Genomic DNA, 14,617 nt, shown 5'->3' with positions numbered 1-14,617 from the left:
AGAGCGGAATGAAGATTTCCATGATTTCGGAACATGCCAGCCCCTTGGCAGCCATTGGGGGAGTGGATGCCGGCGGCCAGAACGTCCACGTGGCCGAACTTGCGAAGGCCCTTGCGGTCCGCGGACACGACGTCACGGTCTACACCCGCAAGGACAACCGGGCATTGCCAGCCCGGGTGACGCTCAGCGAGGGATATGAGGTAGTCAATGTGGCGGCCGGTCCGCCTGAGCCCGTCCCCAAGGACGAACTGCTTCCCTTCATGCCGGCCCTCGCGGAGGGAATCGCTGCGGACTGGAGGGGCGGAGCCCCGGAGGTGGCACACAGCCATTTCTGGATGTCAGGGGTTGCGTGCATCGAGGCCACTCAGCAGCTCGGCTCCGACACCGAAGAGAGTCCGCACATGGCGCAAACCTTCCATGCCCTGGGCAGCGTCAAGCGCCGCCATCAGGGTCCCCAAGACACAAGCCCGAAGGAACGCGAATGGATGGAGCCGTGGGTGGGACAGTCGGTAGACCGGGTGGTGGCGACGTGCACTGATGAGGTCTTCGAGTTGAAAAGGCTCGGGGTTGATCGCACGCGCATCTCCATTGTCCCGTGTGGTGTCGACACGGCGATGTTCACTCCCCACGGACCTGCCGAACCCAGGCCCGAGGGGTATCGGATCCTCACCGTCGGCCGCTTGGTTCCACGCAAGGGCGTGGACACTGTTATTCAGTCGCTCTCTGGCTTGGCACTGCGCGGCATCAGGAATGCCGAGCTCTGGGTGGTGGGGGGCGGTGCGGGAGCCGACGCGTTGGACGAGGACCCTGAGGTGCGCCGACTGCGCAATCTCGCGTCCGACGTCGGTGTCTCCACGCAAGTGAAATTCACCGGTCAGGTGCCGCGTGAAAGGATGCCGGCCGTACTGAGGAGCGCAGACGTCGTGGTTTGTGCTCCCTGGTATGAGCCCTTCGGGATTGTTCCGCTCGAAGCGATGGGATGCGGCATCCCGGTCATCGCGACGGCCGTTGGCGGGCTTTCGGACACAGTTACCCATGGCGTCACCGGCCTTCAAATTCCTCCCAAGGACCCGGACGCCCTTGCCGAGGCCCTTGCTGAATTGCTCTCCCAGCCGGATATGGCCCGCTCCATGGGGCGTGCAGGCGTGACCCGTGTGCGGGACCGCTATACCTGGAGCCGCGTCGCGGCAGACACGGAACGTGTTTATGAATCGATGCTGGGCGGCGCATCCAGACGGCGCGTCGTGAGATTGGACGGCAGTGGATTCGGAAGGAGCGGGGCGTGATGACGACTGTTGGAAGGCGACTGCCACGCAATCGCCGAATGCCCGTCGCCCACACACCCCAAGGCGTGGACGTCGTCCTTGAGCACCTCTTTCAGGTGGGCCCGGCGGTGGCGTCGCTGCGACGGGAGTCCTCCCGCCTGGCCGAATGGGGCGAAGACCTGGCACGCCGCCTCATAGTCGGCCACCGGATCCTTGCAGCCGGCAACGGAGGATCTGCCGCAGAAGTCCAGCATTTCACCGCCGAGCTGCTGGGCCGCTATTCCGGGGAGCGTCCGCCGTTTTCCGCTATCGCCCTGCACGGCGACAGCTCCGCCATGACGGCGATCGGGAACGACTACGGCTACGACTCAGTGTTCGCACGGCAGGTAACAGGGCATATCCGGAGGGGCGACGTGCTTCTCCTCCTGACGACCAGTGGCAGAAGCCCCAACCTCCTGGCGGCGGCACGCGCGGCCAGAGAAGCGGGCGCAACCACCTGGGCCCTGACCGGGCCTGCGCCAAATCCATTGGCCGACGTCGTCGACGAGGCCATCTGCGTCAACGCTCCGGCGCCAAACGTCCAGGAAGCCCACCTGATCGCGCTGCACGCGCTGTGCGGGTGCTTCGACGCCGCCGTGGAAAGGCTGGTGGGGCAATTATGAAAATTGCGGTGGTTGGTGACGTTCTGCTGGACGTCGATATGTTCGGGGACGCCGAGCGGCTGTGCCCGGACGCGCCTGTACCGATCGTGGACATCAAAGAAACCCTCTACCGGGCAGGCGGCGCCGGGCTGGTGGCATCCATGCTGCTGGAGGATGGACATGAGGTCCGGTTGCTCACGGCTCTGTCCGCGGACGAGTGGGCCGGGAAGATCCGGGCGGCGCTCGCCGGAGTTGCTATTTCGGAAGCACCCTTGCTGGGGCCAACACCCATCAAAACCAGGGTTAGAGCGGCTGACCAGGCAGTGGTGCGAATCGACACCGGATGCGGAACAGCTCCTGTTCCTGAGCTGGGTGACTATCTGTTGTCCCCGCTGGACGAAATGGACGCCATCGTTGTGTCAGACTACGGCCGCGGGTTGACGCGCAATCCGCGGCTCCGATCCCGCCTTGAGGCACTCGCAGAGCGGATACCTATCATCTGGGATCCGCATCCAGCGGGTGCCCAGCCGGTTCGCGGAGTGGCCGCGGTAACGCCGAACGCGGCCGAGGCCGCAGGGTTCAGCGGCATCCCCGCCAACGGAGCCGTGTCCGCGGCCGCTGCCGCGGAACAGCTTCTCGAACGATGGTCCAGCGGCTCCGTGGTGGTGACCCTCGGTGAGTTGGGCGCCCTGTTGTTGGAACATCCGGGCGAACCTGCGGCGTCGAGCGGGCCAAGTGTCCCACGGATGATCCCCGCTCCGTCCGTTTCAGTCGTGGATCCGTGCGGCGCCGGTGACAGATTCGCCGCTTCCCTGGCCCTGCAACTGGCAGCTCGCGAGTCCATGCCGGAAGCAGTGCAGGCGGCAGTCACCGAGGCCGCTCTATTCCTGGACTCCGGAGGGGTCGGCCATGTTGCGAAGGCCGAGGAGGTGTATGACGCAGACAAGTGGGAATCGCGATCTGCGGCGGTCGAACTCGCCCGTCGAGTACGGTCCCGGCACGGGACCGTGGTTGCCACCGGAGGCTGTTTCGATCTTGTCCACGCCGGCCATGTCCGCACCCTCGAAGCCGCCAGGCGGCTCGGTGATTGTTTGATTGTCTGCCTGAACTCGGACGAGTCCGTAAGGCGGCTCAAAGGGCCTGGGCGCCCTGTGATCGGTCTGCGGGACAGGGTCGAGTTGTTGCTCGCACTCAGGTGCGTTGACGCCGTTGCGGTCTTCGAGGAGGACACACCGGAGCAGGTCCTTGCCGAAATCCGCCCCGACTTGTGGATCAAGGGCGGAGACTACGCCGGGACTCGGTTGCCGGAATCGATGTTGTTGGAGCAGTGGGGAGGACGCACGGTGACATTGCCCCATCACCCCGACCGTTCCACGACGCAGCTGGCAGCCGTCCTCGAAAAGATCGGGTAGGGCGGCGAGGGCCATGATGGTCGACGCGAATAAAGGTGAACATCCAACAGGGAGGCTGGACATGGAGACGGAAACGCAAGGAAAGCTCGCCGGACGGACGGTATTGGTGACGGGTGGTTCGTCCGGACTCGGGGCCGCTGTAGTGCAGGGCGTCCTGTCAGCAGGCGGAAACGCGGTGGTCCTGGATGTCAGTGCGGCGAGTGGCAGCAACGGGAATGGTTCACGGAGGGCCGGATTCGCGCTCGACGTGTCGGACCCACGCGCGGTGCCCGACGTCGTCGCGAGCGCCGCAGATGCCTTCGGCGGGCTCGACGCGGTGGTCACCGCAGCAGGAATTGATCGGTGCGGCCGTCTTGAGGACGTGGCCCCCGGGGACTGGGACAAAGTGATCGGCGTCAACCTTCTCGGAACCGCCTCGGTCGTGCGGGCTGCCATGCCGTGGCTCAAACGGTCAGCAAATGGGCGCGTGGTTACCGTTGCGTCGACTTTGGGGCTCCGTGCGCTCCCCGAGGCCACGGCGTATTGCGCATCCAAGTTCGGCGTCATCGGCTTCAGCCGCGCACTGGCGGCGGAAACCCGCGGGCAGATCGGTGTCACTACCCTCATTCCCGGCGGGATGAACACGGCATTCTTCGATGACCGGGAGGAGAAGTACAAGCCTTCCGATCCGTCCTCGCTGAACGATCCGGCGCAGGTGGCGGATGCAGTGCTTTTCGCGCTCGGGCAGCCGAAAGGCTGCGAAATCCGGGAGCTGCTCATTTGTCCTAGCGGCGAAGACTCGTGGCCGTGAAGCCGTGGGTCACGCGGGCCTTGGAACCGGGGCTACTGGAGGAGGAAACGTGAAAGATCTGCGTATACAGCTTCCGGTGAAACGTCGTCCACATAGGAAACATCATGAGGACAACGCCCGGTTCCCAACGCCGATGCGGCGCCGCACACCGGACACGTCGTTCGCCACCCGAGGTGGATGCCGTGACGGGCACGGGAAAAGGGGGCGGCATTGATCGCGTTCGGACCCCAGAAGATGGCCACGGTAGGACAACCCAAGGCTTGTGCCAGGTGCCTTGGGCCGCTGTCGTTGCCAAGGAAGGCCGTGGCATGAGACAGGAGGGACACCACGTCGGCGAGGGCGGAGCGACCGGCCGTTGCGGTGACCAGGCCGGCACCTCTTTGGGCCGAAGCCGAGCCTTGGAGGAGCACACGCGCGTGCTCGCGGATCTCCTCCGCCGTCGCCGCATCTTCTTCGCCGCCAACGATGGTCACGTCGTAGCCGGCGCGGGCCACGGCCGCCACGACCTGTGCGAAAGATCCCGCAGGCCAGCGCCGACGCGGATCGCTTGCGCCAGGGTGGACGACCACTACTCCCGGCTGTCCGACAGGCCGGGGCTCGTTTCCACCCAGTCGGGCCGAGGGCCGCGCCTTGGCCTTCAGTACCGGTTCAAGAACAACAGGCTGCGCTCCGGCCAACGAAGCCACCTCGAGCCAGCGGAGTACTTCAGGTTGCGATACCTGATAGGGGAGACTGCGCTCAAGCTTCGCTGCCTCAGGTGTGGCGCATCCGACCGTGTGTTTTGCGCCAAGGCGGTGCACGAACGGATTGGACTGGCGTCCTCCGCCGTGCAACTGCACCAAGAGGTCGAAGCTCCGACCCCGGAGCCGGGCGACCGCGGCTTCCAACCCATCGTTGGCGCGGCCGCCGGATCGCGGGCCCCCCGGCCCGGAGGGCGCGGCGGAGCCGTCCCAACCGTCGGCAAGCACTTCCACATCCTCAATCTCCGTGTCGCAGGCAGCCACGAGGGAACGATGGACATCACTGCCCAGCAAAGTGAGGGACGCGCCGGGGTAAGCGGCGGACAATGCGGCGATGGCGGGAAGCGCGAAAATCAGGTCGCCCAGCCCCCCGCCTCGAAGAACACCAATTCGACGCACATCCGGGAAGAGGTCGCCGTAGCCCGCCTGGGGCCAGAACCGACGCGGATCGATCTCTATAGGACGTGTTTCCATGGAAGCCTGCCTCACACCGGGAATTTCACCATAAGGGCCAGGGCGCAGCTGCCGTCAAGGACCGCCGTCGCTTGCCGCGGCGGCCACACGGGCTATCAAGCTTCCGGGGGGTGGGATTCATGAACGCCATTGACACCTTCGACGCCGGCGTTTTCCGCCGCATTGCCGGCCGGCGCTCCCTGGATCCGAGGCTTCCAATGGACATCGCTGCCTGCCGCCCGCATGTGGTGGTGCTCGGAGAACTCATCCTCGATGGTTGGTGGTCCGGGTCCATCGACCGGCTCTGTCGGGAGGCCCCGGTTCCGGTGTTCGATGTCTTGAACCGCGAATACAGCCCGGGGGGAGGAGCCAACACGGCCGTGAACCTGGCGGCCTTGGGCGCAAAGGTTTCCCTCCTGGGGCTGATCGGGGACGACGACGGCGGCCGGCTGCTCCGCCGGCTCCTCACGGAAGCCGGAGTAGGCACACGGGGGGTGATCACCGTGCCGGGCCTCAGGACCCAAAGCAAAACACGGTTGTCCAGCGAGGATCAATTGCTCCTCAGGTTCGACGACGGTGCACGCCGCCGGGCCGGGACAGCGGAGACTCTGCTGCTCGGCCAGGCACAAGGCGAGATGGTCGCCGTCGCCCGGGAAGTGCTGCCTGATTCCCGGGCAGTGGTTGTTTGCGATTACGGGCAGGAGCTCTTGCCGCTCGGACTCGCCTCCGAGTTGCGCAGCTGGGCGCCGCAAAATCCAATGTTCGTGGTGGACGCCCATGATGCCTCTCGGTGGGCGCCTTTGGAACCGGATCTGGTCACGCCGAATGCTGCGGAGGCCGCACGGCTGGCGGGACGCGATGTCGAGACGGACCGCAGAGTCGACTGGGCGCGGGAAGTAGCGCCGATCATCTTGTCGAGGACACGGTCGAGGAACGTAGTAGTAACCCTGGACCGCGAGGGAACGGTCCTGGTAGAAAGCGCCGGCGCAGCTGAAGGGGCCGCGCAGGCCCACCGAACGTGGGCCCATCCGGTGCCGAACAAGCAGGCCAGTGGCGGGGGAGACACGTTCGTGGCCGCATTGACCGTGGCCGCGGCCAGCGGGCTACCACTGCGCTTGAGTGCAGACCTGGCGCAAGTGGCCGCAGACGTGGCAGTCCACCGGCCGGGGACCGCAGTGTGTTCACTGAGGGATCTCTCTGACCGCCTGAGTGACATTCCGGGTAAGGTGGTCGACCCCGGAACGTTGATGCGTGAGGTTTCCGTAGCCCGCGCCCATGGTCTGCGGATCGTGCTGACAAACGGCGTTTTCGATGTGCTGCACCGCGGCCACACGAGTTACCTTGAGCAGGCCAAGGAGCTGGGGGACGTCCTGGTCGTCGCGGTCAACGGGGATGAGTCCACGCGCAGGCTCAAAGGCGAGGGCCGGCCCGTCAACCGGCTGGAGGACAGGACGGCCCTTCTGGCATCGCTCCGCTGCGTGGACTACATCACGGTGTTCCACTCGGATACGCCCATACCCTTGATAGAGGCGCTCCGGCCAGATGTCTATGCGAAAGGCGGCGACTACCAAGCGGGGAGCCTGGAGGAAGCCCCGGTGGTCGAAAGGTGCGGTGGTCGGGTGGTGATCCTGGACTACGTGCCTGACTATTCCACGTCCGCGGTCGTCCGCCGCATCAAAAGTCGCCGCTGACCCCGATCTCGGGAATCAGGGGCCGATGTCATACATCTCGTAGTCGTCGGTGGTGATGGTCCCGTTGGTTTGGATGTTCAGGCCCCAACTGATCCCCGAGGCACCGGCCGGCAGGGGAGGGGTGGTCCAGGTGATTTGGGTCCAGTTCGCCGAGGCGAGGACCAAGGGGCTTGCGGTCCAGTACTTCCAATACCCGTTACCGATGCGGTAATAGAGCTCGAACTGGGTCGGCGCAGTGGATTTGAACCAGGCCTTCAGCTGATATCTATGTCCGGTTGTGCCGGTCGGTGAGCAGCCGCCAAGGTCCAGGGCGGGCAGGAGTTTCGCGTCCCCTGACGACCGGCCGGTCAGGGTGAGCTGTTCGGCGTTCGTACCGGTGTGGCCTGGGGAAACAACGGCGAAGGTGGGGGTATTTGTGCCATACCCGCCGGCGGCCCAGCACTGCGGGATCGTGTTGACCAGGGTCTCCAAGCCGGGGTTTTGAATCATGTTCGTCCCCGGAGGGGGTGGCGGAGGTACGGCAGGGCCGGGGACGGCGGGCTGCTGGGTGCCGCCAACGACCTGGTCCACGGTCTGCACGGCGACCGTACCGGCCGCCTTTTGCTGGGCCAGCCAGGTGGCGAACTGGTTGAACAGGGTCGGGGTGATGGTCAGCGTGGGGTCCGTGCCGACGGCGATGTGGTGGAAGGTCAGTTGGACCCAGCCGCCGGTGGTTGTCTGGGCGTGGGTCAGCTGGTTCTCCAGATTCGCCAGGGTCCACGTGCGGTCCACCTCATCCGGTGCCACAGTCACGTAGGGATTGGCGGGCGGGATCGTGTCCGCCGCCGGAAGCGTCGCCGAGGCCGGATCCTTGCTCGCCGCGTCGCCCAGGCCGCGGGCACTGTTGAACCCGCACCCTTTCACCAAGGCTTCGGTTGCCGGGTTTTCGGAAGCGAACGGGTAAGCGAAGCTGGTGACTTTGAAGCCCATGTTCATCAGCGCCACGCGGCCGTTACAGATTTGCCGTGTCGACTCGGCGGGGGTCAGGGACACAAGATCCGGGTGGGTGACGGTGTGGCCGCCGATCTCGTTGCCGTCGGCGGCGATTTGCTGCAGGTTTGCAGTGGTCAGGTAAGTGGGCTGGTCGATCCACCCGGTGGTGATGAAGAACGTGCCGACCAGGCCCAAATTTTTCATCGTGCCTTCGGCCGTCAACTGGTCCGCGTTGCCGTCATCGAACGTCAGTGACACCACCGTGTTCGGGGCAGCATGCGCCGGTGCGGCGAAACCCACCCCGGCCAGCAGGCCGGCAACAATCAGCGCCGTGCTGCCAAAAGCGGTCCAGCGCTTGCGAAAGTGCTTGGCGGGCAGAATTCCTGTGAGGTCCGGCCGCGCACGGCCCTCGAGCCGCGATACAGCTGCCTCCCGTTGCTTATCCGTGGTCCTCATGGTCAACTCCTCCCCAGCCCGGATAACGCACCAGAAGCTGGGTGATCCTTCGTTGATTTTCCAGGAAGGCGCCGCTCGAAAAGGGAGTCCGCTTTGGGTTCCGGCGGGTGGCACCCGGTTGTGATTACTTCACACACGCGTACTTTAGAGGCTACGACTGACCGGTCGCCGCAAAAACGAGTGGTCAACACTCGTTCTTTCTGTCACTGCGTTAGGTAGCCGTCCTGATGTAGCTAGTTAGTTGCCGTTGGATCGTTTTCCACGAACGTCCCGGGCGGCATCCAGGCGCCGAACACCGGGCCCGGATCCGGCCGCTTCGCGTGCCGCCCGTCGTCGGAGATTCCTTGTTTGAGGCGTTGCAGGACCCAGGGGAACAAGTGCTCGCGTGCCCAGATAATGTCATCGGTCCTTGCTTCCCGCCAGCTTCGCGCGGGAAGGTCTTTCGGTGTCATCGGTTCCAGGGTGTGGGGGACGTTGAGGGTATTGAGCACCATGATCGCGATGGTGTGCTGCCCCAGGGGCGAGAAGTGCAGCCGGTCCGGATCCCACATCCGGGGGTGGGTGAGCTCTCGCAGGGCCCAGAGGTCGGCGATGACCGCATCGTGGCGCGCGGCGATGGTGCGCAGGTTCTCGTTGAAGATGGCCACCTTGGCGCGGGTCCGTCCCAGGACCGGCGTAGCGCCCCAGTCCGGGCCGGCGAAAAGTACGATTGTTGCCCCGGTCGAGGCCAGGAGTTGCACGCCGGCATCCATCCGCACGGCGAGTTTGTCGGGATCGCTCCTGCGGAAGATCAGGTCATTGCCCCCGGCATTGAGAGTGATCAGATCCGGTTTCAGGGCCAGCGCCGGGCCCACCTGCTCGTCCAGGATCTGATGGAGCAACCTTCCGCGGACTGCCAAGTTCGCGTACGCGAAATCTTCGTGTCCGGCGCTCAGTTCTTCCGCGACGCGGTCCGCCCAGCCCCGCAGGCCTCCCGGGCTGCGCGGCTCCGGATCTCCCACTCCTTCGGTGAACGAATCACCGAGCGCCACATAGCGGCTCCACGGGTGCAGGCGGGCCCCGGAATGAACAGGGCCCCCCTGCGGCGGACCATCGGCGCCGGTAGCGTTCATCCCCCCATACTGCACCTGCCGGGCCGAACGCGCCACGGCGTGCTGCCTTGTTCACGTGCCGGATGCACACCCTAAAGTCATATTGTGAGCTTCAAATTGCCCTCGCTGATCGATCGCGAACTGTGGTCACTCGTCGATGAATCCCGCGCGTTCTACGCCGGCCGGCCAGCCGGCCGCGGTCCGGGCAACCGGGAAGAGCTGCTCGCATTCCGAGCGGGATCGGCGGCACCTGCAGAGTGTGATCCGCGGCCAACCACAGAGCTGGCAAGCGCACTTGGCCGAAGTGTCCCGGTGCGGATCCATATGCCGGTCAGCACGCCGGTAGCCGGCGTGTTCCTGGAAATCCACGGCGGCGGCTTTTACATGGGCTCGGCGGCCGGAAGCGACGTTCGCAACAGGCGGCTTGCGGATTCGCTGGGTATAGCAGTGGTCAGCGTGGATTACCGGCTCGCTCCCGAACACCCATGGCCATCCGCACCCGACGACTGCGAGACGGCAGCGCTGTGGCTGGTAGAGCACGCCGAAGATCGTTTTGGTACCGCGAACCTCGCTATCGGTGGCTTCTCTGCCGGTGCGACCTTGGCGGTGTCTACGCTTGTGCGCTTGCGCGACCGCCGGGTCAGGGCCTTCAGTGGCGGCGTGCTGCAGTTCGGCACTTATGACCTCGCCGCGAAGACTCCAGCCGGACGCCTGATCGCCGACGAGTATTTTCTTGACGCCTATGCGGGAACTACTCCGGATCGCACCCACCCGGACATCTCGCCGCTCTTCGCCGAGCTCGCGGAGCTACCGCCCATCCTGATCGTGATCGGCAGCGAGGACATCCTTCTGGAAGACAATCTCGCCATGGCCGCACGGATGTCGGACGCCGGTGTCGATGTCGACCTGCGTATCTATCCGGCCTCCCCTCACGGATTCACCGGACACGCGACGCCGATGGCCCGAGCCGCTCTCGGACACATCGACGCATGGCTTCGAGCCCGGCTGGGCACAGCAGGCTGAATCGCTCGGCCCGGGATGCCTGGTTGCTTGTCTTGGGACTGCCAGTGCGGTAAGTTACTCACCAGTAACTTATGCAAAGGAGCGCCATGTCCAAGGCAGCAATCGACCTCGAGAATCTCCCGTACGCCGACGGCGACTTCTACGGCTTTGAGCAAATGCTCACGGGCAAGGAACAAGACCGGCTGGCTGAGATCCGGGGTTTCCTTGCCCGTGAAGTCAAGCCGATTGCTGTCGATTGCTGGAACCGTGGCGAGTTCCCCATGGGCCTGATCCCCAAGCTGGCCGAGATTGACCTGGTCAGCCCGGTGAGGCGGCAGGGCTATTCCAACCTTTTCGCTGGCCTGGTCCACGCAGAGGCAACCCGCGCCGATGCCTCGATCGCCACGTTCATGGGCGTTCACGATGGCTTGTTCACTGGTTCCATCGAGGCGTTGGCATCTCAAGAGCAACAGGACGCCTGGCTGCCGGACATCTACTCCCTCAGGAAAATCGGCGCCTTCGGGCTGACCGAGCCCTTAGGCGGCTCGGACGTTGCCGGCGGCACCCGGACCACGGCGCGCCGCGACGGCGGCAACTGGATACTCAACGGGGCCAAGCGCTGGATCGGCAACGCCACCTTCTCGGACTGGGTTGTGGTCTTCGCCCGCGACCTCGGCGACAACCAGGTCAAGGGCTTTCTGGTGGACACAAGCCTCTCCGGATTCACGGCCAGCAAGATCGAGAACAAGATCTCGCTGCGGACTGTCCAGAATGCCGATATCACCCTTGAGAACGTGGTGGTCCCGGACTTTTTCAAACTGGCCCATGCCAACAGCTTCAGGGACACCAACAAGGTCCTCAAGGTCACGCGGCTTTCGGTCGCGTGGCAGGCTGTGGGCCAGCAGCTTGCGGCATTCGATGTCGCCCGCCGCTACGCGGTTGACCGCATGCAGTTCGGGAGGCCCCTGGCATCGTTCCAATTGGTGCAGCAACAACTCGTGCAGATCCTGGGCAACACAGTCAGCTCCATGGGCATGATGGTCCGACTCGCGCAGCTTGAAGATGCCGGTCTGGCCAAGGACGAACAATCCGCTTTGGCGAAAGCCTTCACCACGGCCCGCATGCGCGAAAGCGTTTCGCTGGGCCGGGGAATCCTGGGCGGCAACGGCATCGTCACGGACTACGAGATGGCCAAGATCTTCGCCGACGCCGAGGCTATCTACTCCTACGAAGGCACCCACGAAATCAACACCCTTGTCACGGGGCGGGCCATCACGGGGATTTCCGCCATCGTCTAGGGGCAGCCAATCGTCCAGAGGCAGCAACACGGACGGGCGGAGATCCGTGACGAAGGCAAGCGGATTGACGTAGTCCTGCCCATGCCGGACTCCCCAGTGGAGGCACGGCGATCCGGCGCAGTGGCCGATTCCCACTACGCCGATGGCTTGGCCCTTGCTCACGGCGGTACCCGCTGCTAGTTCGCTGTCCACGGGCTCAAAGCTGCTCCGTAGGCCGCCCCCGTGGTCGATGACGATCACCGGCCGGTCCACCACGACACCCACGAAGCTCACGGTGCCGTCGGCGGGTGAGGCGACCGTGGCGCCGTCGTCCGCTGCTTGTAGATCCACGCCGCGGTGCCCGCTCAACCACGGCTTGTCCGGGGGGTCGAAGCCGCGCACGACGGCGGGCTTGGGGGAGAGCGGCCACCCCCACTCCGGGTGGGTGCCGGGCGGGACGGCCATGCCCGGCGGACCGGATGCAACGGCAGGCGCCGCGCCCAGGGCGATAAGCAAAAGAATGCAGGCCGGAAGATGTGAAGTTCCCATGGAGCAAGCCTTCGCGGGCGCCGCAGGGTGCGAAAGCGGCCAGTTCGGCTATGTGGAAAACGGTCCCGGAAATCTGCCGGAGGACACAAGCTGAACCCGGGGCTTCTGCGGTCATGAGGCTGAAGGCGCTGTAGTACACTTGGTGGAGCAGTTTGCTGTGCCCTCAAGCTTGTTCAGGAGCGCTTCTCATTCAGTTGCGCGGGGGTCCCAGGCTGACTACGCGTATCCAACCCTCCAATTGCGAATCCCCGTGGATTCAGTGCTGCGGAGGATTGTGCCTCTTGCGGTCCGGCGAGTCATTGGCCGGATGAGAAGTGCAATGGATGCCAGGAGCCAAGGCCCGTTCGGGTCCGGCTAATTAACCGTCAACTATTGGCAGGGTAAGAGCGGCCCGTGTGGCTCTCTCATGAATGACCTGTCGGAAGGAGCGTCGGCATGCCCGTCGTAACTATGCGCCAGCTGCTTGACAGCGGCGTCCACTTTGGACACCAGACCCGTCGTTGGAACCCGAAGATGAAGCGATTTATCTTCACGGAGCGCAACGGCATCTACATCATTGACCTTCAGCAGTCGCTGTCCTACATCGACCGCGCTTTCGAGTTCGTCAAGGCTACTGTCGCCCACGGCGGCACCGTCCTGTTCGTCGGCACCAAGAAGCAGGCCCAGGAAGCAATTGCTGAGCAGGCTACCCGTGTTGGCCAGCCGTACGTCAACCAGCGTTGGTTGGGCGGTATGCTCACCAACTTCCAGACCGTTGCCAAGCGCATCCAGCGCATGAAGGAACTCGAAGAGATCAACTTCGAGGACGTCGCAGGCTCGGGTTACACCAAGAAGGAGCTCCTGCTCCTCAAGCGTGAACTCACCAAGCTGGAAACCAACCTCGGTGGTATCCGCAACCTGACCAAGGCTCCTTCCGTTCTGTGGGTTGTTGACACGAAGAAGGAACACCTGGCTGTTGACGAAGCCAAGAAGCTGAACATCCCGGTTGTTGCCATCCTGGACACCAACTGCGACCCCGATGAAGTTGACTTCCCGATCCCGGGTAACGATGACGCCATCCGCTCCGTAAACCTGCTCACCCGCGTGGTTGCCGACGCCGTTGCTGAGGGCCTCATCGCCCGTAACCAGCGCGCAACCGGTGCTGCAGAGGCCCCGGAAGAGCCGCTGGCTGAGTGGGAGCGCGAGCTCCTCGAAGGCAGCAAGGCCGAGGCCGCTGAAGCTCCGGCCGCCGAAGCTCCGGCTGCGGAAGCTGTCGAAGCCCCGGCCGCCGAGGCCACCGAAGCTGCTGCCGGCGAAGCCGAAGCAGACAAGTAAATCCGGACCTTCCCCGCACCGATTCCGGTGCGGGGAGCTACTGACAGGATGGCGGCCCACCAGGTGGGCTGCCGTCCTGTCAGTCCGTAAACACATAAATTTCTAGACAGAGGGGTTCACATGGCGAACTACACTGCTGCTGACATCAAGGCCCTGCGCGAGCGCACCGGCGCCGGCATGATGGACGTCAAGAAGGCTCTTGACGAGGCCAACGGCGACGCCGAGAAGGCCATCGAGATCATCCGCATCAAGGGCCTCAAGGGCGCTACCAAGCGCGAAGGCCGCTCCACCGCCGAAGGCCTGGTTGCAGCCAAGGTCACCGGCGGCGTTGGCGTAATGATCGAGGTCAACTGCGAGACCGACTTCGTCGCCAAGGCTGACAAGTTCATCCAGCTGGCCGACAAGGTCCTGGCTGTCGCCGTCGAGTCCGGCGCTGCCGACCTCGAGACCCTGCTGGCCATCGATGTCGACGGCAAGCCCCTTTCCGAGGTTGTCGTCGAAGAAGGCGCCGTTCTTGGCGAAAAGGTTGTTGTCCGCCGTATTGCCCGCATTGAAGGCGGCACGGTTGACGCTTACCTGCACAAGACCTCCAAGGACCTCCCGGCCCAGGTCGGCGTCCTGTTCGCCGTTGACGGCGAGGGCGACGCTGCTGCTACCGCAGCCCACGACGTCGCTGTCCACGTTGCAGCCATGGCCCCGAACTACCTGAGCCGCGAAGATGTCCCGGCCGAACTGGTCGAGTCCGAGCGCCGCATCGCCGAAGAGACCGCCAAGGCTGAAGGCAAGCCGGAAGCCGCTCTCGCCAAGATCGTCGAAGGCCGCGTGACGGGCTTCTACAAGGGCGAAGTTCTCTTGGACCAGGCATTCGCCAAGGACTCGAAGAAGACCGTTGCACAGGTCCTCGAAGAGGCCGGCGTCAAGGCAACTGCCGTTGCCCGTTTCCGCGTCGGAAACTAGTCAGATA

Annotated in this window: 12 protein-coding genes and 1 pseudogene; 9 read left to right on the top strand and 4 right to left on the bottom strand. The window is 64.6% G+C overall.

Annotated features, from left to right (window positions below; translation table 11 throughout):
* Window positions 1-8 precede the first annotated feature (8 nt).
* From AB0O52_RS00730 to AB0O52_RS00715, 4 genes are all read left to right on the top strand, one after another.
* Entirely contained in the window at window positions 9-1,286 is a 1,278-nt protein-coding gene (locus AB0O52_RS00730; RefSeq protein WP_364531927.1) for a glycosyltransferase, read from the top strand.
* 38 nt (window positions 1,287-1,324) lie between these two features.
* Window positions 1,325-1,927, top strand: a complete 603-nt coding sequence (locus tag AB0O52_RS00725; RefSeq protein ID WP_364532676.1) for an SIS domain-containing protein — start codon at window positions 1,325-1,327, stop codon at window positions 1,925-1,927.
* Window positions 1,924-3,318 (top strand): PfkB family carbohydrate kinase, encoded by a 1,395-nt coding sequence (locus AB0O52_RS00720; protein ID WP_364531924.1) that lies wholly within the window; start codon window positions 1,924-1,926, stop codon window positions 3,316-3,318. Before AB0O52_RS00725 ends, AB0O52_RS00720 begins: the two co-directional genes overlap by 4 nt.
* A 61-nt stretch (window positions 3,319-3,379) precedes the next feature.
* Window positions 3,380-4,108 carry an SDR family oxidoreductase gene (locus tag AB0O52_RS00715; protein ID WP_364531921.1) on the top strand — a complete coding sequence of 243 codons (729 nt, stop codon included), beginning with the start codon at window positions 3,380-3,382 and terminating at the stop codon, window positions 4,106-4,108.
* A 32-nt stretch (window positions 4,109-4,140) separates the two neighbouring features.
* Here AB0O52_RS00715 and AB0O52_RS00710 read toward each other — a convergent pair whose 3' ends face one another.
* Window positions 4,141-5,322, bottom strand: coding sequence for a glycosyltransferase family 9 protein (locus AB0O52_RS00710; RefSeq protein ID WP_364531918.1), 1,182 nt, complete (start codon window positions 5,320-5,322; stop codon window positions 4,141-4,143).
* A 119-nt stretch (window positions 5,323-5,441) separates the two neighbouring features.
* Between AB0O52_RS00710 and rfaE2 the strand changes: the two genes are divergently transcribed.
* Window positions 5,442-6,992, top strand: a complete 1,551-nt coding sequence (gene rfaE2 / locus AB0O52_RS00705; RefSeq protein WP_364531915.1) for a D-glycero-beta-D-manno-heptose 1-phosphate adenylyltransferase — start codon at window positions 5,442-5,444, stop codon at window positions 6,990-6,992.
* 15 nt (window positions 6,993-7,007) lie between these two features.
* On the opposite strand, the gene AB0O52_RS00700 is transcribed toward rfaE2, so the two are convergent.
* Both AB0O52_RS00700 and AB0O52_RS00695 read right to left on the bottom strand, forming a co-directional pair.
* On the bottom strand, window positions 7,008-8,420 hold the full coding sequence (locus AB0O52_RS00700) for a polysaccharide deacetylase family protein (protein ID WP_364531912.1): 1,413 nt from the start codon (window positions 8,418-8,420) through the stop codon (window positions 7,008-7,010).
* Window positions 8,421-8,653: 233 nt separating this feature from the next.
* Complete coding sequence (locus AB0O52_RS00695; protein ID WP_364531909.1) at window positions 8,654-9,532, bottom strand: SGNH/GDSL hydrolase family protein; 879 nt, start codon at window positions 9,530-9,532, stop codon at window positions 8,654-8,656.
* A gap of 84 nt (window positions 9,533-9,616) precedes the next feature.
* Here AB0O52_RS00695 and AB0O52_RS00690 point away from each other — a divergent pair, with 84 nt between their 5' ends.
* Together AB0O52_RS00690 and AB0O52_RS00685 are read left to right on the top strand one after the other, a co-directional pair.
* The gene (locus AB0O52_RS00690; protein ID WP_364531907.1) at window positions 9,617-10,534 is read left to right on the top strand and encodes an alpha/beta hydrolase; all 918 of its coding nucleotides are present in this window, start codon (window positions 9,617-9,619) and stop codon (window positions 10,532-10,534) included.
* Window positions 10,535-10,620: 86 nt separating this feature from the next.
* Window positions 10,621-11,811, top strand: coding sequence for an acyl-CoA dehydrogenase family protein (locus AB0O52_RS00685; RefSeq protein ID WP_364531904.1), 1,191 nt, complete (start codon window positions 10,621-10,623; stop codon window positions 11,809-11,811).
* 15 nt (window positions 11,812-11,826) lie between these two features.
* Here AB0O52_RS00685 and AB0O52_RS00680 read toward each other — a convergent pair.
* Window positions 11,827-12,339: pseudogene (locus AB0O52_RS00680) on the bottom strand (M23 family metallopeptidase); the annotation flags it as partial.
* A gap of 435 nt (window positions 12,340-12,774) precedes the next feature.
* On the opposite strand from AB0O52_RS00680, the gene rpsB reads away from it, so the two are divergent.
* Together rpsB and tsf are read left to right on the top strand one after the other, a co-directional pair.
* Complete coding sequence (gene rpsB / locus AB0O52_RS00675; protein ID WP_364531901.1) at window positions 12,775-13,653, top strand: 30S ribosomal protein S2; 879 nt, start codon at window positions 12,775-12,777, stop codon at window positions 13,651-13,653.
* A 120-nt stretch (window positions 13,654-13,773) separates the two neighbouring features.
* Window positions 13,774-14,610, top strand: coding sequence for a translation elongation factor Ts (tsf, locus tag AB0O52_RS00670; protein WP_364531898.1), 837 nt, complete (start codon window positions 13,774-13,776; stop codon window positions 14,608-14,610).
* Window positions 14,611-14,617 lie beyond the last annotated feature (7 nt).

The sequence above is a fragment of the Arthrobacter sp. NPDC080073 genome, assembly GCF_040686575.1.
Lineage (GTDB): Bacteria > Actinomycetota > Actinomycetes > Actinomycetales > Micrococcaceae > Arthrobacter.
The sequence above is the reverse complement of the archived record's forward strand: the minus strand, read 5'-3'. Positions and strand labels throughout refer to the sequence as shown.

Excerpts from the sequence above, each read along its gene's own strand:
- AB0O52_RS00685 (WP_364531904.1), top strand. The coding sequence starts at position 10,621 with ATGTCCAAGGCAGCAATCGACCTCGAGAATCTCCCGTACGCCGACGGC.
- AB0O52_RS00715 (WP_364531921.1), top strand. The coding sequence starts at position 3,380 with ATGGAGACGGAAACGCAAGGAAAGCTCGCCGGACGGACGGTATTGGTG.
- rfaE2 (WP_364531915.1), top strand. The coding sequence starts at position 5,442 with ATGAACGCCATTGACACCTTCGACGCCGGCGTTTTCCGCCGCATTGCC.
- AB0O52_RS00695 (WP_364531909.1), bottom strand. The coding sequence starts at position 9,532 with ATGAACGCTACCGGCGCCGATGGTCCGCCGCAGGGGGGCCCTGTTCAT.
- AB0O52_RS00725 (WP_364532676.1), top strand. The coding sequence starts at position 1,325 with ATGCCCGTCGCCCACACACCCCAAGGCGTGGACGTCGTCCTTGAGCAC.
- rpsB (WP_364531901.1), top strand. The coding sequence starts at position 12,775 with ATGCCCGTCGTAACTATGCGCCAGCTGCTTGACAGCGGCGTCCACTTT.
- tsf (WP_364531898.1), top strand. The coding sequence starts at position 13,774 with ATGGCGAACTACACTGCTGCTGACATCAAGGCCCTGCGCGAGCGCACC.
- AB0O52_RS00700 (WP_364531912.1), bottom strand. The coding sequence starts at position 8,420 with ATGAGGACCACGGATAAGCAACGGGAGGCAGCTGTATCGCGGCTCGAG.
- AB0O52_RS00710 (WP_364531918.1), bottom strand. The coding sequence starts at position 5,322 with ATGGAAACACGTCCTATAGAGATCGATCCGCGTCGGTTCTGGCCCCAG.
- AB0O52_RS00720 (WP_364531924.1), top strand. The coding sequence starts at position 1,924 with ATGAAAATTGCGGTGGTTGGTGACGTTCTGCTGGACGTCGATATGTTC.
- AB0O52_RS00730 (WP_364531927.1), top strand. The coding sequence starts at position 9 with ATGAAGATTTCCATGATTTCGGAACATGCCAGCCCCTTGGCAGCCATT.